The following is a 21706-nucleotide window of genomic DNA, read 5'->3' as shown; positions in this document are numbered from 1 at the left end:
CTTTGCTGAATGATTTTGCAGCCAATATAGGATGGGGAAATGGACAACCTGTTAATTACCGAAGCAGTCAATCGCTTACTGCATGATGCGGACCTACCTGCTTCATTAACCATTGAGCAAAGTGCGTTTGCTTTGTCGATGAGTATGACGTCATTTAGACGTAAACTCGCCCAAGAACAAACCAGTTACAAACTCATTCAAAGTAAGTTTTTAAATGAACTCTGCGTTAGAGCATTACTAACAATGCAAATGAACGTAGAGGAGCTGGCAATTAAGCTAGGATATTCAGAGCGAGCAACCTTTGAACGTGCGTTTCGCAATAGATTTGGCACCACTGCATCAAAATTTCGCGAGTTATCTTTGGTTGGTTCTCCTGAGGCCAACAATCAAAAACTGACGGAAATAGCTAAAAATATGCCTCCTATGCCTACCAGTTGCCAACAATTGCTAAGTGAAAAAAAGCTAGGTGATCTGAATTTAGAAAGAGTTGCTGAAATTGTGAGCCAAGATCTTGTGTTTTCTGGGCGCATCATGGGGCAAGCAAGCAAAGCCATATACGGTAGAACACCCAAAAACCTAAGAGATGCGATAGGTCGAAATTTGGGCATAAGTACAGTTATTAACTTTGCGGTTATTTTTGCTGTAAAAGATGCGCTAAACGATCATGTAGAACAGGTCATTCTCAACCGATACACACCAGCAATACTATTGGCTCCCCGCCTATTTCAGTGCGTTCGAAAGTTACTGGTAATAGACTGCGAATTCGACATAGAGATAACAGAACAAGTGCTGCTGTTTTCGCTATTGGGCATATTCTTACTAACCCACCAAAATACCCCTAAACACGAAATGATGCGCTATGCATTGCATGGTATTGATGATTTACACTCCCTTAATCAACATGTTCGACCAGCAATGGAAATAAGTGTTTACTCTGCATCGTCATTGATATTGTCGATGTGGCATATTGATGCGAGTGTGGTGAAACAATTAAATCATATCGACAAAGTGAGCCAACTAGTCACCAAAGGTAATGAACAAGAAAAGTTAGTATTGTTTATGCTGTCTTGTTTATATGCTGCAGCGGCACGGCATACTGATTTTACCCCGTTAGAACAACAAGCTGAGCGATTAAACATTCAAAATTTTGAGGAGATAAAACAGTTATTGGGATCTATAAATTAGTGATAAATTTGATGTGCTTTCTTGGTTTCTTAGCGCTGGGGAAAAGCGCTTAACCAAGAAAGTCACTCAAAGCATAATTAACTTACTTTGCACGTCGCATTGAGAATAAACCAAATGCAGCCGCAAAAAATACTCCTAAGGTCGATGGCTCCGGAACTGAAGTTGCTTGGACCAAAGACACATTATCAATCAAACCACCTAAGGTATTTTGCTTACCTACTGAAGCGAAGCTTAAGTCCATCGAGGTTGCAAGTGCAGTAAATGAAACAGTCTGCAATGCCCAGTTTTTAGTTTCCTTGGTGGTACTATCGGCTATGTATACAGCCGTCATATCCCAATCAAATTCAACGGCTGTATCGTACCAATAAACATTAATACCATTATCGTTGACGGTATTAGTACGAGGCTTGTAATAGAACTCTAATAAATAATCCGCGCCAACAGTGAGTGAATCTAAGGACTGGGTCATGACTGAATTTGACGAGCCGTTCATATGAGAATCTAACTCAACGTGATGTTGACCATCTTGCGAGCTGGTTACTACACCTTTTTGCAATTCAATGCCATTGCCAAAAGTAGTTGTCCAACCTGGCAAATCATAAAATATATCCCAAGTACTATTCTTATCCTCATAAGCACTCAAGAGGGTATTATGCACTTCACCTTTTATAAGTAAGCTGGTTTGCTCAAAACTGCCATTGGTAATAAGTGAGGCTTGTGAAACTGAGCTTAATGTCAGTAATGAAACCGCTAACACAACTTTGTTTAAATAAGACGACATAATGCAATACCTGATTAACGTTGGAGATTGCAGCTATATTAACTAGGTAACAAAAAAGAAAATATGGCCAAACTGTCCAACACTAAACTTTTAACTTATACCATTCTCCATCAACATACTTAGGGAACGACAGGGCAATAAAAAGCCGCTTAATAGCGGCTTTTATAGTTATTTTTCAACATTTAACATTTTGTCTTTGGTCAGAACGGAATATCATCATCAAAGTCAAAATCAGGTTCAGCCATTGGGGCTGCTTGGCCTTGTGCTGGGGCTTGATTGAAGCCTTGATTTTGCTGTTGGGGCGCACTTTGGGCTGGTGGCTGTTGATATTGCTGATTTTGCTGAGGTTGTTGTTGATAACCTTGATTCTGCTGCGGAGCCGCTGCAGGGCGTTGTTGCCCTTGAAAACCGCCTTCGGATTGACCACCGCGACCACCTAACATTTGCATCACACCGTTGAATGGGTCTAGCACTACTTCAGTTGAGTATCTGTCTTGGCCTTGTTGATCTTGCCACTTGCGAGTTTGCAATTTACCTTCTACGTAAATTTGGCTGCCTTTTTTAAGGTACTCACCAGCAATTTCGGCTAGTTTTCCAAACATGGATATACGATGCCATTCGGTTTTTTCTTGCATTTGACCGCTTTGGTCTTTCCAGCTCTCAGATGTGGCTAAGGTTAAATTGGCAACGGCTTTGCCGTTTGGGGTGTACCTTACTTCGGGATCTTTACCCAAATTACCCACTAAGATTACTTTGTTTACGCCTTTGCTCGCCATTGTTCCTCCTCATTAATCTTTTGAATTCAGTACAAGCCGCGCTTGCTGAATGTCGAAATGTTGTTCTGCTTTTACATACATTACTTGTTCACTAGGCACCACAGTGATGTCTACTACACCTGCTAATTCAGATAGCTGTTGCAAAGTCAGATTACTAGTGTGCTTATTGGTATTAAGTGTATACCGTTTCAGTCTGTTAGTCCCGCTCAAACCTCTGATCAACAGCAACCAAATACAACATAAAATACTGGCTAGAATAAACACCCATTGAATACCTAAAATATCACTAATGCTTCCAGATAATACCCCACCAATAAAGGCGCCCATAAATTGAAAGCTAGCGTACACTCCCATGGCAGAGCCTTTTTTCCCTGCGGGGGCGATATTAGAAACCATGGCAGGAAAATTTGCTTCCAGATAATTAAAACAAGTAAAAAACAAGCTAACTAAAATCATTAGATATAACAGCGAATTTTGGCCAAAAATTAGTAAAGCAAAAACCATAGCCATACCTGTTACACTAAATTGCAGCACAGCTTTTTTAAATTTTCCCGCCAAGGCCATTAGTGCAACAAGGCCCACAACCGAAGCAACCAACACTACAGAGTAGGCTTTCCAATGCATCGCAAGAGGCCAGTTTAAATCAACCAGAAACACTGGGATTTGCACAAAAAGTAAGGTGATCAACATATGTAGTAATAACACGCTGATATTAAGGCGAATTAACTCTGGGTGTAAAAAGAGCGTTTTTAGGTCTTCAACAACGGGGAGTGTGTCTCCCTTCGGAGCAACATTGGTGGCACTTGGCACCACAAATAGTACCAATAAGATACATAGGCATGCTAAAACACCCGTCATTAAAAAGATGCCACTTAGACCAAATTTTCCCGCAATAATCGGCCCTAAAAGTAACGCGAGATAAAAAGAAAAACCAATAGAGATACCAATAATTGCCATCACCTTAGGGCGCTGTTTGTCACGACTTAAATCACCAGCCAAAGCCATAATGGCGCCAGCTATGGCTCCTGCGCCTTGTAAGAAACGCCCAACCACCACCCAAATTAAACTATCGGCTGTAGCGGCAACTAAACTGCCTATAGCAAAAATCAATAGACCGCCAGCAATCACAGGTTTGCGGCCAATTTTATCTGAAAGCACGCCCATGGGAATTTGCAAAATGGCTTGCGTTAAGCCGTAACCACCAATCGCTAGTCCAACCAAAAAGGCTGAATAATCGGGATAATGTTTAGCGCTAATGGCGATCACAGGCATGATCATAAATAGGCCTAGCATGCGTAGGACATACACAAAGGCAAGAGAAAAGGCGCTGCGAAGTTCGGTTGAGTTCAAGGTTTAATCTGTAGTTAAGAATGAAAAGTTAGGCGTTAAATCGGCACCAAGTTTAGCATAGAATTTTTTTTGAAAAAGCACTTATGCGCTTAAATCATATTGCTAACTTAATACCAATTCGCTTAATTTTGCGGATACTACTTACGTTCTAGAGGTGGTAATTTCCAGCTACCATCGGTAAAAGCCGAAGTGGTATCGTACAGTCTTAAGAGTATCGAAAATTCTTCAGCTGGGGCGGGTAACCAATTGGAGAGGTTTTCTTTGGGTTGTTTATGCTGGATCACTATAGTTAACGAGCCATCTTCATTGAATTTTAAATCATCTGAGTTGTTAACAAGATAACGATTAATAGGGTTTTTTATAAGATAGCCATCGGTGTTGTACATAGTCAGCGACCAAAACGCATTAACAGGTGGTAGTTGCCCTGCTTTGAAATGCAATTCATACTGGTTACTGCCGTGCAAATTTTCACCGTTAATATCAGCATCTGCACTTGGATAAGCCGCTTCTTGTGCCGACAATGCACCCAGTCCACCTAAAGTGACACCTGCCCGCACCGTATAATTTGTGCCGTATTCACCTAGGGTATCTCGCCACACTATCCAGCCGTTTTCTTTGGGAGATGTACCTTTAGATTGCAACGCAGAGTGCAGTTTATCGTTTGCCAATTTTGAACCAATAGCGATTAAAAAGCGTTTTATAGGGTTCACGTCTGCCAAGTCAAATTGATTTTCTTTGTTAAGGCCTAATGCGGCAAAATTGTCAAATTCGCCTTTATCTCTGGCATGGGCTGGCTGTTTGGCCAGTAGTTTCGCAAAAGAGCTAAAAAACTCAGTTGGCGTTAACTCATCAACTTGCGCTTTAGGGTTAACAGGATTGCTATTTAGATTACTTGGGGTCACTGTCGCTGGCATAGGTATTTGCGATGACCATTTTGATAAAGCAGTGACGTGAATGTTGTCTTGAATTTGTGCCACATTGGAAATGTCGTGTTCCCCATACACGTGAATTCTGCCAATCATCCACACCATATTTGTGGGTGCTGTAATTCGCTGGATGTTGTCAGGCAACACACCTTCAAAATCTGGACCTACTAAGGCGTAGTCACCGGCTTGATTACCTGTAGTTCGAGAGCCAATAAACCCAAATACATTGGTCCAAGCATCCATAAATGGTAATACATAATAACGCTCTATATCGGGTACTGAAATAATCATCGGCTCTTGGCTTAAATCAAACCAAGCGTTACTGTACAAAGTGTCGTTATTAGGGCGCACGACCTGACGAAAATCGTGATTTGGAAAGTCTCTAAGATGATTAATCTTATTCGTACCCATTTTGTCTACCATTGACAACCGAGTGAATTCCATCACATTGATGGGGTAGGCAAAAATATAAGCTCGAGCGGCACTTTTCACCACATTAAGAGAGTAAAAACCAACCACCAATAATATGGCAACAGTGAGTAATAAATAGGTGCGCTTTTTCTTCAATATAGCCAAAATTGTTACCTTGTTTTTATCTGAAAATGAATGAAAGTCCTAAACGGTAGAATATAGCAGCGTAGTGATAAAGCAATACGCTGCTATATTCTAAGCCTGCTGAGTAAAAGATAATCTGAGTTGCCGTAGAGCTGATTTCAAGAGTGTGTAATAATTCTTCTTTTGCATTCGATACAAGTCAAAAATGGATAGAATTGAAGTACGGGGTGCCCGCACCCACAACCTAAAAAACATCAATCTCGATATTCCCCGCGACAAACTCACCGTTATCACAGGTTTGTCTGGCTCGGGTAAATCGTCTTTGGCTTTTGATACCCTATACGCCGAAGGGCAAAGGCGTTATGTGGAGTCGTTGTCGGCCTACGCACGGCAATTTTTATCCATGATGGAAAAGCCCGATGTAGATCATATCGAAGGGTTATCGCCGGCCATTTCTATCGAGCAAAAATCAACGTCACATAATCCCCGTTCAACTGTGGGCACCATTACCGAAATTTATGACTACTTACGTTTGCTGTATGCACGTGTGGGTGAGCCTCGTTGTCCTGTTCATCACGTACCTCTTGATGCCCAAACGGTCAGTCAAATGGTTGATCGGGTGCTAGATATGCCCGCAGATACCAAACTGATGTTATTAGGCCCAGTGGTGCAGGCTCGTAAGGGTGAACATCTTAAAACCCTAGAAAATTTATCGGCTCAAGGTTTTATTCGCGCCCGAATTGACGGCAATGTATGTGATTTGTCAGATCCACCCGAGCTCGACCTACATAAAAAACACACCATAGAAGTAGTGGTTGACCGTTTTAAAGTGCGTGAAGATTTAAAACTGCGTTTAGCTGAGTCTTTCGAGACCGCCTTAAATTTATCCGGCGGCACGGCAACTGTGGCTTATATGGATCAGCCAGAAAAAGCCGAGCTGGTGTTTTCGTCAAACTTTGCCTGCCCCCATTGTGGCTACAGCATGGCAGAACTAGAGCCGCGCTTATTTTCATTTAACAATCCCGCGGGCGCTTGCCAAACTTGTGATGGTTTAGGTACTAGGCAGTTTTTTGACCCCCATAGGATCATTGCTAACGATGAAATTAGTTTAACCGGCGGTGCCATTCGAGGCTGGGACAAACGCAGTTATTACTACTATCAAATGTTACAAGCTGTGGCCGAACATTATAAATTTGATTTAACCGTGCCTTTTGCAGAGCTCGATGAAAAAGCCAAAGATATAGTGTTGTATGGCAGCAAAGGCACCTCCTTGGCCTTTAAATATATCAACGACCGCGGCGATATTATGGAGCGTAAACATCCCTTCGAAGGGATCATTCCGAATATGGAGCGCCGTTACAAAGAAACCGAATCCAATGCGGTACGTGAAGAATTATCTAAATATCTCAGCAAGCAACATTGTTCTAGTTGTTCGGGTAGTCGCCTACGCTTAGAAGCCAGAAACGTGTTTGTAGGTGATACCCCGCTTAATACTATTACCGATATGTCAATTGCTGAGGCGCTGGCGTTTTTTGGCGATCTCACTCTTACAGGTAAACGCCTGAAAATTGCCGAGAAAATATTTAAAGAAATCAACGATAGATTGACCTTTTTAGTGAATGTTGGCTTAAATTATCTCACGCTATCTCGCAGCGCCGACACCCTATCGGGCGGCGAAGCCCAGAGAATTCGCCTTGCCAGCCAGATTGGAGCTGGCTTAGTGGGGGTGATGTATGTGCTTGATGAACCCTCTATTGGCTTACACCAAAGGGACAACGAAAGACTGTTAAAGACCCTGATCCACCTAAGAGACTTAGGCAATACCGTATTAGTGGTTGAACATGATGAAGATGCCATTCGCGCCGCCGATTTTGTGTTGGATATTGGCCCAGGTGCAGGAGTACACGGCGGCGAGGTAGTGGCCCAAGGCAGCATCGAAGACATTAAAAACAGTGAACGCTCACTAACGGGTAAGTACCTATCTGGCAAAGAAAAAATTGAAATTCCAGCCAAGCGTACCGAAATTAACCAAGAAAAATGGGTGGAATTAACCGGGGCAACGGGCAATAACCTACAAGATGTCACCTTTAGAGCGCCAATAGGTTTGATGACCTGTGTAACAGGTGTATCGGGTTCGGGTAAATCGACGCTGATCAACGATACCTTTTACCGCATCGCCCACCGAGAATTAAACGGTGCCACTACAGGTGAGCCCGCCCCCTATAAAACCATCTCTGGTATGGAATTTATGGATAAGGTAGTGGATATAGACCAAAGCCCTATTGGCCGTACACCGCGCTCAAACCCCGCCACTTATGCCGGTATATTTACCCCAGTGCGAGAATTATTTGCTGGCACCCAAGAAGCCCGATCCCGTGGTTACAAACCCGGTCGCTTTAGCTTTAATGTGAAAGGTGGCCGCTGTGAAGCCTGTCAAGGTGATGGGGTGATCAAAGTAGAGATGCACTTTTTGCCCGATGTGTATGTACCTTGTGATATTTGTAAAGGTAAACGCTACAACCGCGAAACCTTAGAAATTCAGTACAAAGGATTAAACATCCACCAAGTATTGGAAATGACCATAGAAGAAGCTCGTCCTTTCTTTGATGTAATACCTGCCATCGCCCGTAAATTACAAACCTTGATGGATGTAGGTTTATCTTATGTGCGATTAGGCCAAGCGGCGACTACCTTGTCGGGTGGTGAAGCCCAACGGGTCAAACTCGCCAAAGAATTATCCAAACGGGATACCGGCCAAACCTTATATATATTGGATGAGCCTACAACTGGCTTACATTTTCATGATATAAAATTGTTGTTAGAGGTGCTGCACAGGCTGCGCGACCATGGCAATACTGTGGTGGTAATTGAACATAATTTAGATGTGATCAAAACCGCCGATTGGGTCATTGATTTAGGTCCAGAAGGCGGCTCAGGTGGTGGTCAAATTATTGCCCAAGGCCGTCCTGAAGATATTTGTGGTGTAGCCGAGTCGCACACCGCCCGTTTCTTAAAACCCTTATTACAACAACAGAGATAAAGCGAAATGTTAAGCGAAAAATTTAATGTGCGTTTTTACGAAACCGATGCCTTGGCTCATGTAAGCAATACCGTGATAGCCGGTTGGTTCGAAAGTGGCCGCGAGCCAATTTTCCGCATATTTACCCCAGAACTCGATCTTAAAAACTGGCCTTTGATACTCGCCAGTTACAAAATTGATTTTTTAGAACAACTGTTTTTAGGTAAACCAGTAGAAATTCGCACTTATGTGGCAAGATTAGGCGGCAGCTCCTTCGATACCTACCAAGAAGTATGGCAAGACGGCAAAAAATGCGCGTCGGGCACCTCCACTATGGTGAAATTTGATTATAAAACCAGTAAAGCAGTGAAACTATCTGATAGCGAACGTAAATTATTGAATGAACACTGGATAGACACCACGAATTAGCCATCGAATGGCTGAATTTTAATCCCTTGTAATGAATAGCCCACAGTCGCCACATCGCCCTCCCAGCCTTTTGTGCTCAGGGTGCCCGTCACCCAAACGGCATCGAAGAGATTGTCTACAGGCACGGCCTTAGCAAACTTCACATAGATAATTTGATTGGCGGGCGGGGGCGGTACATGGATACAGGCACCAAAATAAGGCACTAACAAAAACTCACTGGTGGTTTCGTTATCGCCTTCAAGTGGCACTACAAAACCCGGCACTTTCACTAATTTACCATCTAAACTGCTAACAACAGGTGCATCAACACCCATTTGCATCATGCTACCGTTGTGATCCATAGGTACTTCCGGTGTTTCATAATCCGGCGGCACCATATCTTCCCAATAAAGCTCTAATGGCCCATTAGCAAAAGAAATATGACTAGAGAGGATAAAAAGTAAGCAAGCAGTTTTCACAAGTTTTTTCATAGTTTTTTACTGACCTTTATTTGCCCATTTAAGAGGGGATTTCATAATTCTGATAACTAGGGTGGCAAATTTAACGCTAAGCACTGATTCTGCGCCGCTGTAAAATAACACATAGGGCCTATTTGTGCAGTGTGCGAAAGTGAATTAGGTCGCTTTGCTGGAAACTTAGATATCGATTTTTAACCTGTTGATTACGAGCCCCTTAAAAAGGGCTCTTTACCGCTTCATTACCAATAGCGGGGGTATTAGGAATATTGAGCGCTAAACATAAGGAACACAGCGCAAATCCTGCGCCTACGTAAAATACCATGCTAGGTGAGCTTAACCACAAAATACCTAACAAGGCTGGAATAACCACTGCAGCAATGTGGTTGATGGTAAAACTGACCCCTGCTGTGGACGCAAAGTCTTTTTCATCGGCAATTTTTTGGAAATAGGTTTTTACTGCAATCGCCATGGCAAAAAATAGGTGGTCAATCACATATAACCCCGCGGCTATTTGGCTGTTTTCTACTAAAGCGTAACTTATAAACACAACTAGCAAACCTACATATTCTATGGTCAGCGCCTTACGTTCGCCTATTTTACTGATAAATTTACCAATTTTGGGGGCAAAAAATAAGTTGAATACATAGTTGATGATAAACAACAGGCTGATATCACCTACCGAGTACCCAAACTTCTCCACCATCATAAAAGAGGCAAACACCATAAATATTTGCCTGCGGGCACCACTAAAAAACACTAAGGCATAATACAGCCAATAGCGTTTTCGCAAAAACATGTGTTTATGCTGGATTGAGCCATGGCTAAAGTTATCAAAACCTGTCCACAGTAGAGCAACGATTATCAAACCCACGCCACCAGCAAGCATGTACATTGCGGTGTAAGAGACCGCAAACCATTCCATTAAAATCCAAATCGCGCCGAAAGCTAACAAGGAAGCAAAACTCTTTACCGCCAATTGTTGACCCATAAAGTGCGCCGTTTTGTCTCTATCTACCCATTGTAAGGTTAAGGATTGATTGATGGTTTCGAAGTAGTGAAAGCCAATGGACATCAGTACTGTGGTGCAATACAAACCGAGTTCAAATGGCAGCCAACCCGTTGCCGCCACGCCTATACACATCACCGCTAATGCCACTAGGGCTAGGGTTTGTTCTTTTAACACCAACAATAAAAATACCGCGGTAAAAGCTAAAAATCCCGGTACTTCGCGCAAACTCTGTAACATGCCAATTTGCGCACCATTAAACTGGGCTTTTTCAACCACAAAATTGTTTAACAAGGCATTCCACACCGAAAACACCAAGGGCATCACAAAGGCCATAGCTAGCAGTAAAAATTGAGGATTTTGACGCAACTGTGAAAAGCGAGAGTTGTTAAACAAAATTGAGTTTCCAGAGAATGAATACAACTAATCATCCCATAGATATCAGCCCTAGTTCTAATAAAACTGTTAATAATTAGTCACTTTGGGACTTGCCGAGATTAAGCAATTCAATTAATGTAAATTAATTGTTGATTTTTTGTGCGCTAAGTAAGGTTAACCCCACTGTATGTTTTTTGTTCGATAAATAACTCATAACTAAGGAAGTTCTATGACTAACGTGATCAAGCCCGCCTTAATCTATGCTGCATTGCTACTAATTACCGCCTGTTCGTCAGACGATAATGATGATGTCGGCGAACTTAGCGATGCTAATAATGCAACAAATCAATTTAGTGATGACAGTGAGCCAAATAGCGCAGTAGGCATAACTTTAAACGCTGAAGACTCAGACGAAGATGATAGCGTAAGTTATTCATTGAGCAATGATGCCAATGGCCTTTTTCAGGTGGATGCCAGTAGCGGTGTAGTCACATTAGCTGCGAGTATTGCCGATGTGGTAGCTGCGGGTACAAGCACATTTACCATAGAGGGTGTAGCCACAAGCTCAGACGAGTCAACCTCTGAAGCTACATTTACCCTAGACTTTGCCGTCAACAATCCAGTTGGCGACATAACCGATGCTAATACCACTGCTAACGGCGTGAGTGAAAATGCCGTTAATGGAGACAGCGTGGGGGTAACTGCCTTAGCAGTGGACGCATCAGCCAACAATAGCGTCTCATATGTGCTTGCTGATAACGCCGGAGGCCGCTTTGCTATTGATGCAAGCTCAGGAGTTATTAGCGTGGCCGACGATACTATGCTCGATTACGAAACCACCACAAGCCATAGTGTTGAGGTAACGGCGACCAGTAGCGATGGCTCCACTGCCACTGAATCATTCAACATCAACGTCTTAGATGAAACCTTTGCAAGTGGTGGTGATGACGAAATGAAAATTGTCATTGCCGCTACCGAGTCATTTGAGCAAGATTTGCTTACCGCCTTAATTACCGCACCTTCTAAGTCAATCATTCAGTTACCAGCCGGTGAGTTTCAAATGATGGGTGAGCTTAGTGTGTCTACCGATAACATTATATTGCGCGGCGCAGGCATGGGACAAGGAGGAGGGTTGCCAAGCACCGAAGGATTCAGCCCGAAATTATTGACCAACATTAGCTCTATCAATGCCACCGTCTTGAAGTTTGACAATCAAGTCACAGGCAGCCAAGGCTTAAATGTAACAGGCAACAATTTTGTTGTAGAAGACCTAGCCATCGAAAACACCATAGGCGATGCCATTAAAATAACTGGGACCAGCGGTGTTGTTATTCGTAGGGTACGAGTTGAATGGACCAGTGGTGCTAATACCGATAACGGTGCTTATGGCTTATATCCAGTGCAAACCAAGAATGTATTAATTGAAGATAGCCTAGTGCGTGGCGCGAGTGATGCTGGTGTGTACGTGGGTCAATCAGAAAAAATCATTGTACGCCGTAATTTTGTGTATGAAAACGTTGCAGGGATTGAAATTGAGAACTCGAAATTTGCCGATGTGTATGAAAACGAAACCACGGCCAATACCGGTGGCATCTTAGTTTTCGATTTACCCGGTCCACCTGTGCAAGGGGGAGAAGCGACCCGAGTCTTTAATAATATGATTTATGACAACAACACCCCTAATTTTGCTCCTGCAGGAAATATAGTCGGCCAGGTACCTGCGGGAACTGGGGTAATGATTATGGCAAATGACGATGTACAAGTATTTGAAAATACTATTACCGGTAATATTTCTGCCGCAGCAACTGTGGTGAGCTATTACATTGTTGATGCCACTGTAAGTAAGCCTACCTACGACCCTGTACCCGAAAAAATCTATTTCTACAATAATGAGATGGCTAACAACAGCACCGATCCACAAGGAATGTCATTACAAATATCCGCTGGTATTTTTGCGCCACAAGGTGTGCCAACAGTAGACATCTTTTACGATAGTTCAGGCGTCAATGCTGCTTTGGGTTTGCTTAAAGAGTTTCCAGCTGGATTACCTGAATCACGACGAATATGTATTCAAGAAGCGCAAACCACCACTATTGGTGGCATAAATGCCGCTATCGCTTTAGGTGGCATAGCCATGGATCCTAATTTCACCATTAATCCAGACGACTTCAATTGTGCTCACGCATCACTTCCTGCAGTGGTTTTAGATCCACTCGACCCCGACAGTGTAGGCGAAACCGTAGTCGATACTCAGGCATTATGTTCAGCTCAAGGCTCAGGTGTTAATAAAGATGCTTTTGTGGCCGATTGCCCTAAATTGTCTGACTATCGTTTGTTTGCAGATAAGACAAATCCTCGCCAAGGCCCTAATGGACAAGGACTTATGTACGATTTAACCACTCCATTATTTACCGATTACGCCTCTAAATATCGCTTTGTATTTGTGCCAGATGGCGCTAAAGCCGCGTTTCGCGCTACAGAGTCAATGGACTTCCCAATTGGCACTATCATCAGCAAAACTTTTACCATTCAACAAGACTTGCGCGCACCTGATACCCAAACAGATGAGCTAGTTGAAACCCGTTTAATGATAAGAAGAGCCGAGGGATGGGAGGCCTTGCCTTATATTTGGAATGCGGATAAAAGCGATGCGACCTTAGCGGTAGCCGGTGGTACCCAAGACGTTGCTTGGGTTGATGTGAATGGCGAAGCCCAAACGACTACCTATGTTATTCCCAATAAGAACAACTGCGCTAACTGCCACGGTGAACAAAATATTCAACCCATAGGCCCAAAAGCCAAGTTACTTAACAAAATGGTTAGCGTGAACGGGGAGCTTATCAACCAACTCAGCCATTGGTCGCAAAGCAATATATTAAACTCGGTACCAACAGACAGGGCCGCCATTGATGAGGCAACTATTCCAGATTATAGCGATACTGACGCCAGCTTGGATGCCCGCGCTAGAGGGTACTTAGATATTAACTGTGCCCATTGTCACTCTGCCGAAGGGGCCGCTAGAACATCTGGGTTATTGCTGACTTACAATCAAGGGACCGACTTAGAAATCGGAAAATGTAAACCACCGGTTGCTGCAGGTGATGGTGCTGGTAATTTATTACACGACATTGTGCCAGGTGATGCATCTAAATCTATCTTGGCTTATCGCTTAGATTCAAATGAGTTAGATGTACGGATGCCAGAATTAGGTCGTTCGGTGATCCATACAGAAGGTGTACAACTGATTACCCAATGGATTAACGCCATGGAAGCTGATAATTGTGAATAAGTGAAAACTGTAAAGCAGACCTAGATTTTAGCAACCTATAAAAAACGCCCTATGAAGTTCATAGGGCGTTTTTTTTATGCAAACAAATAACCTTTAAAAAGCAGGTTTTTCTTCTGCGGCTTCGTATAACTTCACGCTATTCACTAACTCAGCTTTAGCGGCGGCGGCGTCTTCCCAACCTTCAATTTTCACCCACTTGTTAGGCTCTAAATCTTTGTAATGCTCGAAGAAATGTTGAATTTGTTGCTTGGTCAGCTCAGGGATTTGATCAATATCAGTAATGCCACGGTAAATAGTTGATAACTTATCGATAGGCACGGCCAAGATTTTTGCATCGATACCTGACTCATCAGTCATTTTCAACACCCCTACTGGGCGGCATTTAATGACCGAGCCAGCCATAAGTGGGAAAGGGGATAACACCAAAACGTCTGCTGGATCGCCATCTTCAGATAAAGTGTGGGGTACATACCCATAGTTAGTAGGGTAATGCATACAAGTAGACATAAAACGGTCTACAAAAATCGCACCTGAATCTTTATCTACTTCGTATTTAACAGGATCAGAGTGGGCAGGAATTTCGATTATTACATTAATTTCTTCTGGCAAGTTTTTACCAGCGGGTACGGCATTGAGGCTCATAGTATTACCTAAAGTTGCTTAAATTTATGGGGCGAGATTATAGAGGGTAGACGCTCAATTTGAAACTCAACAAGGTGATTAAAACGTACACTTAGGGCAATTAATGATTAAAACTTGAACTAAATACAAATATCTCGTTATAGTGGCATTAACAATGTTAATAATTTGTAAATAAAACAATAAAATAGCCAAATACTCATGAAAGTTGTAGGCAATGAGGAATTGGCGTAACGGGTATACAAAACCGAGCTGTTTTTGTGTTGTTCAAAGATACTTGGCTTTGTGTGATTACTACATTAACTCTGGGAAACTTTATGACTGAACTATTCTATCTGCCACCTATCTTGGGATTGGCAGGCCTAATTTGTGCGTTTGTTATATATATCATGATCAAAAATTCACCGGCGACAGATACCAGCATCACCAAAATTGGGGATGCTATTCATCATGGTGCCATGGTCTTTATGCACCGCGAATATAAAATGCTGTTTATCTTTGCCTTAGTGGTGGGTATTGCCTTGTTTTTTTCGCTAGGAAAATACACCACTTTAGCCTTCACGGCGGGAGCTTTATGTTCGGCTTTTGCAGGCTATATGGGCATGTTTACCGCCACAAAAGCTAACGTACGTACCACCCAAGCAGCACATGAAAAAGGGCCGGCGGCAGCATTAACTATCGCCTTTATGGGCGGCTCGGTCATGGGGTTGTGTGTGGCATCTATGGGGCTGCTTGGTTTAGGTTCACTGTATTGGTTTTTTGGCGGTGATCCTGCCACCGCTCATATCATTCACGGATTTGGCATGGGTGCATCTATAGTGGCTTTATTTTCTCGAGTGGGCGGCGGTATTTTCACCAAAAGTGCCGATGTGGGCGCTGATTTAGTGGGCAAAATTGAAGCTGGCATTCCGGAAGACGACCCTCGTAATCCAGGGGTTATCGCCGACAATGTAGGTGACAACGTAGGCGATGTAGCCGGTATGGGGTCTGATATTTTTGAGTCTTACTGTGGCTCCATGATTGCCACTATTGCCATTGCCTCGACTATGGTGATAGGAGTGCTGGGGAGCCGCGAATCGTTAATGTTTTTGCCTTTGGCTTTGGCATCTACCGGTTTATTGTGCTCAGTGGCAGGCATAGTGCTGGTTAAATTAATGTCTTCCAGTAAGCCTGAAGTCGCGCTGCGTGCCGGCACTATGTCGGCGGCGCTTATTTTTATAATAGTGGCGTATTTTGTGGTGGCCAAACTTGGGGTGAATACCAATGTGTGGTGGGCCGTGGTAGCAGGCGCTGTAGGCGGTATTATTATAGGATTAGTGACAGAATATTACACCGCGTCTAAACCTGTGCGCCAAATTGCCGAATCCGGTGAAACCGGCCCAGCCACTGTGATGATTACCGGCTTGGCGGTCGGCATGCAATCTGTGGTTATTCCGGTGCTAACCATTTGCGCGATTATTTTTGCTTCAACCCAACTATCGGGTTTATACGGCGTAGGCATAGCCGCGGTGGGCATGTTAGCCACTGTGGGGATCACTATGGCGATCGATGCTTATGGTCCGGTTGCTGATAACGCCGGTGGCATAGCAGAAATGGCCGGATTAGGTGAAGAAACCCGCGCTATTACCGACTCACTCGATGAGCTGGGCAATACAACCGCAGCCATTGGTAAAGGTTTTGCTATAGGTGCGGCGGCTCTTGCAGCCCTTGCTATTATTGCCGCTTTTATCGAAACTTTGGTGCACAAATACCCAGATTTCACCTTAAATTTGGGCAATCCAATGGTTTTGATCGGATTATTTATCGGCGGCTTGCTACCGTTTTTAATTGCCTCTATTACTATGACAGCTGTAGGTGATGCCGCATTTGAAATGATCAAAGAAATTCGTCGTCAATTTAGAGAAATTGACGGATTAATGGAAGGCACAGCAGAACCCGATAACGGCCGATGCGTGGATATTGCCACCCAAGCAGCACTGAAAAAAATGATATTACCGGGTGTGATAGCCGTTGGTGTACCTCCCTTGATTGGATTTGGATTAGGCGCCTATGCCCTAGGCGGCATGTTAGGCGGAGCGTTATTAGGCTGCGTGCTGCTGGCACTGATGATGGCTAACGCTGGGGGCGCATGGGATAACGCTAAAAAGTACGTTGAAAAAGGCAACTTAGGCGGCAAAGGCTCCGACACCCATGCCGCTGTAGTGGTAGGCGATACTGTTGGCGACCCCTTTAAAGATACCTCTGGCCCTTCAATGAATATCTTAATCAATGTCATGGCCATAGTGAGCTTGGTAATAGCACCACTATTGTAATTAAACCTTAACTTCAGGGGCTGACAATCATTTCAGCCCCTTCTTCAATATATTCTGTTAACCTTTATCGTTATCCCAAGAAAAACTAAAAAATCAAGTAGGAACAGTTAATGAAAAGACTTTTAAAAGTTTTACCTTTAGGTGCGCTCGCTATTGCCATAACCGGGTGTTCGCCGCAAACAACTGAGTCAACACAAGTGGCTGAAGTCACGACAGAAGTGTCACAAACCCTAAATCAAAATGATTCCGAAAAGTTAGCGCAGTATTTCGCAGAGATGTATCAAACAGACTTAAAACGATCACCTCAAAGTCAAAGTTATCGTGGTTACAAATGGGATTACGACAAGTGGGATGATATATCTGAAGCCACGAAGAATGAAACCAGAGCACTGTTAGAAAAACGCTTAGTCGATTTACAAAAGTTTGAAATGGCCAAGCTAAACGCCCAACAAAAACTCAGCATTAAAGTAGCCATAACAGATATCAAAAGGCGATTAGCAAATGATGAATTTCGACACCACACCTACATCATGCATCAATATCGGGCTTTTCATACCTTAGTACCGAGTTTTTTGATCAATATTCATAGTGTGACAAATATGGATGACGCCAAAGCCTATGTCGCTCGATTGAATGGCGTGAACACCATGTTTACTCAAGTAATCGAGCAGTTAAGAACCCGTGAAAAGTTAGGTGTGTTTCCGCCTAAATGGGCTTATGACAAAATGATACAAGCATCGCAAAATGTGGTCGCTGGCAAGCCTTTTGATGAGACATCTCAAGACTCGACCATTTGGGCTGATTTCAAAACTAAGGTCAATGCACTTGAGCTAACCGCAACTGAAAAATCAACATTAATGGCAGATGCCGAACGTGCGCTGAATCAATCTGTTTTTCCTGCCTATCAAAATATGATCCAAGAATTAAAACAGCAACGCCAATTGTCTCCTGAAGGAGATGGTGTTTGGCGTTTACCTGAGGGTGATAAATGGTATAAAAACCGTTTGGCTTGGTTTACCACCACAGACCTAGATGCAGAACAAGTGCATCAACTTGGTTTACAAAACGTGGCACGTATTCATGATGCCATGGGTGAAATCATGCAGAAAGTAGAATTTAAGGGCACCTTAAATGAATTTTTCTTATTTATGAGAAATGCCGACGAGTTTAACTACCCCAACACAGATGCGGGGCGTGAAGCCTACATGGTTGAAGCAAAAAATTTGATTGATATCATGGAAGCTAAAATTCCCGAATATTTTGGTTTAACACCCAAAGCCCGAATGCAAGTCAAACGCGTCGAAGCGTTTAGAGAAAAATCAGCCGGCAAAGCATTTTATCAAAGTCCTTCAAAAGACGGTTCCCGCCCTGGCACTTATTACGCAAACTTGTACAACATGCAAGATATGCCAAATTATCAGATGGAAGCTTTGGCCTACCATGAAGGCATTCCTGGGCATCATATGCAACGGGCTATTGCGCAAGAATTAGAAGGGATCCCTGAGTTTCGAAAATACGTATCGTTTACCGCCTATACCGAAGGATGGGGATTATATTCAGAAGAATTAGCCAAAGACATGGGATTTTATCAAGATCCCTATTCTGATTTTGGCCGCTTAGCCATGGAATTATGGCGAGCCTGTCGATTAGTGGTAGACACTGGGATTCATGCTAAGAAATGGAGCCGCGAACAAGCTATTGAATATTTGATAGCCAACACCCCTAATCCAGAAAATGACTCAGTTAAAGCCATTGAACGTTATATCGCCATGCCAGGGCAAGCCACCGCCTATTTAATCGGTAAACTAAAAATTATGGAACTAAGGGCCACAGCTAAAGAAGCCTTAGGAGAAAAATTTGATATTCGTGGTTTTCATGACGAAATCTTAAAAGATGGACCGGTGCCTTTAAATATTCTCGAAACCAAAGTACAGAGTTGGATTAAATCACAACAATAGCGTGGGTTAAACTAAAAAAGGTGAACCTTGGGTTCACCTTTTTTACGTTACTTAATGCTCTATGTTTAGACTAGTTATAATATTCTAAACACGCCTCAACTTCGTCTTTTGAACCAATTAATACCGGCACTCGCTGATGGATTTCAGTCGGCATGACCTCCATAATTCGCCCTGCTCCGGTATTGGCTAAACCACCGGCTTGTTCGACTAGAAAGGCCATAGGATTGGCTTCATATAACAAACGTAATTTACCCGCCTTAGTTGGATCCCGCTTGTCGTATGGGTACATAAAAATACCGCCTCGGCACAATACGCGGTGAATGTCACCCACCATGGCTGCTACCCAGCGCATGTTGTAATCTTTTTCTCTTGGGCCTTCTGTTCCTGCTAGCAAATCATCGATATAGGCTTTAATCGGTGGCTCCCAATGACGTTGATTTGAGGCATTGATAGAAAATTCAGATGTTTGTTCTGGCACTTGGATATTTGCCTTTGTAAGTAAAAACCCTCCATGGGTTTTATCTAAGGTATAAATATGCGTGCCACGACCAGTGGTTAAAGCTAACATCGCCGAAGGGCCATACAACACATAACCCGCGGCAACACTTTGAGAGCCGGGTTGTAAAAAAGCAGAAGGATCATCTGCATCCATCCATTGTGGTGCATGGGTGATTGAAAAAATTGTTCCAATTAGGCTGTTGATATCGGTGTTTGACGAGCCATCTAAAGGGTCAAAACTCACCAAATATTTGCCTTCTGGGTTACAAGCAACCACATCGTCTTCTTCTTCAGAAGAAATGGCTTTTACATAACCTGACTCACTTAGAATGTCTTTTAGAATTTGATTAGAAATAACATCTAGCTTCTTTTGCGTCTCACCTTGTACGTTTTCACTTAAGGTTGATCCCAATACACCCGCTAGTGCACCTTGACTCACCCTAAAAGAAATTTCCTTACAGCCCGCTAATAATGTTCTTAAAAGCAGGATTAGCTCCATCGGGGCGCCATCTTCTTGAAGTTGCGAATTAAGTCTTTTCATTTCGGAGTCAATACCTTTTAGTGTTAGGGTTGCGACAAATGGGTTTTAAGTAATTTTGTACTATCGCTTTGATTGTACCTACAAAAATCAAGAAACTCAGCAACCAAAACGTATTCTTTATAACCTAAGTATGAAGTGCTTTTAGATATCGTTGCCTCAAAGACGTACTTTTTTACATTGTTGATTGGGTAAGGGATCTTTGATCTGGTAATCTATCCTCCTTAGACATTTTTTACGGCATTCTATGCATCTACATATTTTAGGTATCTGCGGCACCTTTATGGGCGGCATCGCAGCTATCGCTAAAGAATTAGGACATACAGTCACAGGCTCTGACAGCAACGTATATCCACCTATGAGCACACAGTTAGAGTCATTAGGCATTGAGTTATTTCAAGGGTACGACCCAAGCCAATTTGATAACGAACCCGATATAGTAGTGATAGGTAATGCTTTGTCTCGCGGTAATGAAGCGGTTGAGTATGTACTCGATCGCAACCTTCCCTACACCAGTGGCCCCCAATGGCTGCTTGAAAATGTACTTAAAGATCGTTGGGTATTGGCCGTATCTGGCACCCACGGTAAAACCAGTACTTCGAGCATGTTGGCGTGGATTTTAGAGTATGCCGGTCTCAAGCCAGGTTTTTTAATTGGTGGCATTCCACAAAATTTTGATGTGTCTGCACGTTTAGGTGAAACCCCATTTTTTGTGATTGAAGCAGATGAATACGACAGCGCCTTTTTTGATAAGCGCTCTAAATTTGTGCATTACCGCCCGCGTACGTTAGTCATGAATAACCTTGAATTTGATCATGCCGATATTTTTGATGATTTATCTGATATCCAAAAACAGTTTAACCACCTCCTACGCATGGTGCCGAATAATGGTTTAGTGCTCTTGCCTAAGTCAGACAACAACTTACGTAAGGTGTTAGATTTGGGATGTTGGACTCCAGTCCAATACACGGGCGGTGATTGGCAAGTACAAAACTGCAACGCACAAGGCAGTGCTTTTGAGGTGATGTTTAAAGGTGAAAGCCAAGGCATAGTAAACTGGGACTTAATAGGCGAGCATAACGTAAACAATGCTCTGATGGCCATTGCCGCCGCCAAGCATAGTGGCGTGAAAAGCAACGTGGCGATTGAAGCCTTGAGACAATTCGTCAATGTAAAACGTCGTATGGAAGTGAAAGCTAAAGTACATGGCATGACCATATATGATGATTTTGCCCATCATCCCACCGCTATAGCCTACACAGTCGATGGACTGCGAGCCAAAGTAGGGGAAGCACGTATTTTAGCGGTACTAGAGCCCCGTTCCAACACAATGAAAATGGGGGTTCACAAAGATACCTTAGCCGGCTCTTGGGACAATGCCGACCAAGTGTTTATTTTTGAACCTTCAAATTTAACTTGGTCAATGGATGATTTGCTAGCGCAAAGCAAAGTCACTGCCATGGTATATACAGAAATAAACCATTTAGTAAAATCTATAGTATCTTATGCTCAACCAGGAGATCACATCTTAGTGATGAGCAATGGTAGTTTTGGTGGAATACATGAGTTACTGACAGAACAACTCGAACAATTGAATAAATAAAAGAGA

15 protein-coding genes are annotated in these 21706 nt (G+C 43.1%); 7 read left to right on the top strand and 8 right to left on the bottom strand.

Going from position 1 to position 21706, the window contains the following annotated elements; all coding sequences use genetic code 11:
• The first annotated feature begins 39 nt into the window (after nucleotides 1-39).
• A complete protein-coding gene (locus Q0688_RS01610; protein WP_299072258.1) occupies nucleotides 40-1185 on the top strand; it encodes a helix-turn-helix domain-containing protein in 1146 nt (381 codons plus the stop codon).
• 82 nt (nucleotides 1186-1267) lie between these two features.
• On the opposite strand, the gene Q0688_RS01605 is transcribed toward Q0688_RS01610, so the two are convergent.
• From Q0688_RS01605 to Q0688_RS01590, 4 genes are all read right to left on the bottom strand, one after another.
• Nucleotides 1268-1966, bottom strand: coding sequence for a DUF642 domain-containing protein (locus Q0688_RS01605; RefSeq protein WP_299072255.1), 699 nt, complete (start codon nucleotides 1964-1966; stop codon nucleotides 1268-1270).
• A gap of 200 nt (nucleotides 1967-2166) precedes the next feature.
• Nucleotides 2167-2742: a single-stranded DNA-binding protein gene (gene ssb, locus Q0688_RS01600; RefSeq protein WP_299072252.1), complete on the bottom strand. Its 576-nt coding sequence runs from the start codon at nucleotides 2740-2742 to the stop codon at nucleotides 2167-2169.
• A gap of 12 nt (nucleotides 2743-2754) precedes the next feature.
• The gene (locus Q0688_RS01595; protein WP_299072249.1) at nucleotides 2755-4092 is read right to left on the bottom strand and encodes an MFS transporter; all 1338 of its coding nucleotides are present in this window, start codon (nucleotides 4090-4092) and stop codon (nucleotides 2755-2757) included.
• Between the two features lie 137 nt (nucleotides 4093-4229).
• Nucleotides 4230-5594, bottom strand: coding sequence for a DUF1254 domain-containing protein (locus Q0688_RS01590; protein ID WP_299072246.1), 1365 nt, complete (start codon nucleotides 5592-5594; stop codon nucleotides 4230-4232).
• A 184-nt stretch (nucleotides 5595-5778) separates the two neighbouring features.
• Here Q0688_RS01590 and uvrA point away from each other — a divergent pair, with 184 nt between their 5' ends.
• Nucleotides 5779-8613, top strand: coding sequence for an excinuclease ABC subunit UvrA (uvrA, locus tag Q0688_RS01585; protein WP_299072243.1), 2835 nt, complete (start codon nucleotides 5779-5781; stop codon nucleotides 8611-8613).
• Between the two features lie 6 nt (nucleotides 8614-8619).
• Complete coding sequence (locus Q0688_RS01580; protein ID WP_299072240.1) at nucleotides 8620-9021, top strand: thioesterase family protein; 402 nt, start codon at nucleotides 8620-8622, stop codon at nucleotides 9019-9021.
• Here Q0688_RS01580 and Q0688_RS01575 read toward each other — a convergent pair.
• Together Q0688_RS01575 and Q0688_RS01570 are read right to left on the bottom strand one after the other, a co-directional pair.
• Nucleotides 9018-9491: a DUF3299 domain-containing protein gene (locus tag Q0688_RS01575; protein WP_299072237.1), complete on the bottom strand. Its 474-nt coding sequence runs from the start codon at nucleotides 9489-9491 to the stop codon at nucleotides 9018-9020. The two genes, Q0688_RS01580 and Q0688_RS01575, sit on opposite strands and share 4 nt — an antisense overlap.
• Before the next feature lie 202 nt (nucleotides 9492-9693).
• On the bottom strand, nucleotides 9694-10821 hold the full coding sequence (locus Q0688_RS01570) for an MFS transporter (protein WP_299072452.1): 1128 nt from the start codon (nucleotides 10819-10821) through the stop codon (nucleotides 9694-9696).
• A 271-nt stretch (nucleotides 10822-11092) separates the two neighbouring features.
• On the opposite strand from Q0688_RS01570, the gene Q0688_RS01565 reads away from it, so the two are divergent.
• Nucleotides 11093-14152, top strand: coding sequence for an SO2930 family diheme c-type cytochrome (locus tag Q0688_RS01565; RefSeq protein ID WP_299072234.1), 3060 nt, complete (start codon nucleotides 11093-11095; stop codon nucleotides 14150-14152).
• Nucleotides 14153-14245: 93 nt separating this feature from the next.
• Here the strand turns inward: Q0688_RS01565 and ppa are convergent, their stop codons facing one another.
• On the bottom strand, nucleotides 14246-14794 hold the full coding sequence (gene ppa, locus Q0688_RS01560; RefSeq protein ID WP_299072231.1) for an inorganic diphosphatase: 549 nt from the start codon (nucleotides 14792-14794) through the stop codon (nucleotides 14246-14248).
• Nucleotides 14795-15108: 314 nt separating this feature from the next.
• Here ppa and Q0688_RS01555 point away from each other — a divergent pair, with 314 nt between their 5' ends.
• Both Q0688_RS01555 and Q0688_RS01550 read left to right on the top strand, forming a co-directional pair.
• The gene (locus Q0688_RS01555; RefSeq protein WP_299072228.1) at nucleotides 15109-17103 is read left to right on the top strand and encodes a sodium-translocating pyrophosphatase; all 1995 of its coding nucleotides are present in this window, start codon (nucleotides 15109-15111) and stop codon (nucleotides 17101-17103) included.
• A 110-nt stretch (nucleotides 17104-17213) separates the two neighbouring features.
• Nucleotides 17214-19061, top strand: a complete 1848-nt coding sequence (locus Q0688_RS01550; RefSeq protein ID WP_299072225.1) for a DUF885 family protein — start codon at nucleotides 17214-17216, stop codon at nucleotides 19059-19061.
• A gap of 70 nt (nucleotides 19062-19131) precedes the next feature.
• Here Q0688_RS01550 and Q0688_RS01545 read toward each other — a convergent pair whose 3' ends face one another.
• A complete protein-coding gene (locus Q0688_RS01545; RefSeq protein WP_299072222.1) occupies nucleotides 19132-20100 on the bottom strand; it encodes a class 1 fructose-bisphosphatase in 969 nt (322 codons plus the stop codon).
• A gap of 244 nt (nucleotides 20101-20344) precedes the next feature.
• Here Q0688_RS01545 and mpl point away from each other — a divergent pair, with 244 nt between their 5' ends.
• Nucleotides 20345-21700 carry a UDP-N-acetylmuramate:L-alanyl-gamma-D-glutamyl-meso-diaminopimelate ligase gene (mpl, locus tag Q0688_RS01540; RefSeq protein WP_299072219.1) on the top strand — a complete coding sequence of 452 codons (1356 nt, stop codon included), beginning with the start codon at nucleotides 20345-20347 and terminating at the stop codon, nucleotides 21698-21700.
• The last annotated feature ends 6 nt before the right edge of the window (nucleotides 21701-21706 follow it).

It is taken from the genome of uncultured Paraglaciecola sp. (assembly GCF_937123705.1).
Classification (GTDB): Bacteria; Pseudomonadota; Gammaproteobacteria; order Enterobacterales; family Alteromonadaceae; genus Paraglaciecola.
The sequence above is the reverse complement of the archived record's forward strand: the minus strand, read 5'-3'. Positions and strand labels throughout refer to the sequence as shown.

What these genes read in the sequence shown, in the direction of transcription:
- mpl (WP_299072219.1), top strand. Translation starts at nt 20,345, where the DNA reads ATGCATCTACATATTTTAGGTATCTGCGGCACCTTTATGGGCGGCATC.
- Q0688_RS01605 (WP_299072255.1), bottom strand. Translation starts at nt 1,966, where the DNA reads ATGTCGTCTTATTTAAACAAAGTTGTGTTAGCGGTTTCATTACTGACA.
- ppa (WP_299072231.1), bottom strand. Translation starts at nt 14,794, where the DNA reads ATGAGCCTCAATGCCGTACCCGCTGGTAAAAACTTGCCAGAAGAAATT.
- Q0688_RS01575 (WP_299072237.1), bottom strand. Translation starts at nt 9,491, where the DNA reads ATGAAAAAACTTGTGAAAACTGCTTGCTTACTTTTTATCCTCTCTAGT.
- Q0688_RS01555 (WP_299072228.1), top strand. Translation starts at nt 15,109, where the DNA reads ATGACTGAACTATTCTATCTGCCACCTATCTTGGGATTGGCAGGCCTA.
- Q0688_RS01610 (WP_299072258.1), top strand. Translation starts at nt 40, where the DNA reads ATGGACAACCTGTTAATTACCGAAGCAGTCAATCGCTTACTGCATGAT.
- Q0688_RS01570 (WP_299072452.1), bottom strand. Translation starts at nt 10,821, where the DNA reads ATGGCCTTTGTGATGCCCTTGGTGTTTTCGGTGTGGAATGCCTTGTTA.
- ssb (WP_299072252.1), bottom strand. Translation starts at nt 2,742, where the DNA reads ATGGCGAGCAAAGGCGTAAACAAAGTAATCTTAGTGGGTAATTTGGGT.
- uvrA (WP_299072243.1), top strand. Translation starts at nt 5,779, where the DNA reads ATGGATAGAATTGAAGTACGGGGTGCCCGCACCCACAACCTAAAAAAC.
- Q0688_RS01545 (WP_299072222.1), bottom strand. Translation starts at nt 20,100, where the DNA reads ATGAAAAGACTTAATTCGCAACTTCAAGAAGATGGCGCCCCGATGGAG.
- Q0688_RS01565 (WP_299072234.1), top strand. Translation starts at nt 11,093, where the DNA reads ATGACTAACGTGATCAAGCCCGCCTTAATCTATGCTGCATTGCTACTA.
- Q0688_RS01580 (WP_299072240.1), top strand. Translation starts at nt 8,620, where the DNA reads ATGTTAAGCGAAAAATTTAATGTGCGTTTTTACGAAACCGATGCCTTG.
- Q0688_RS01550 (WP_299072225.1), top strand. Translation starts at nt 17,214, where the DNA reads ATGAAAAGACTTTTAAAAGTTTTACCTTTAGGTGCGCTCGCTATTGCC.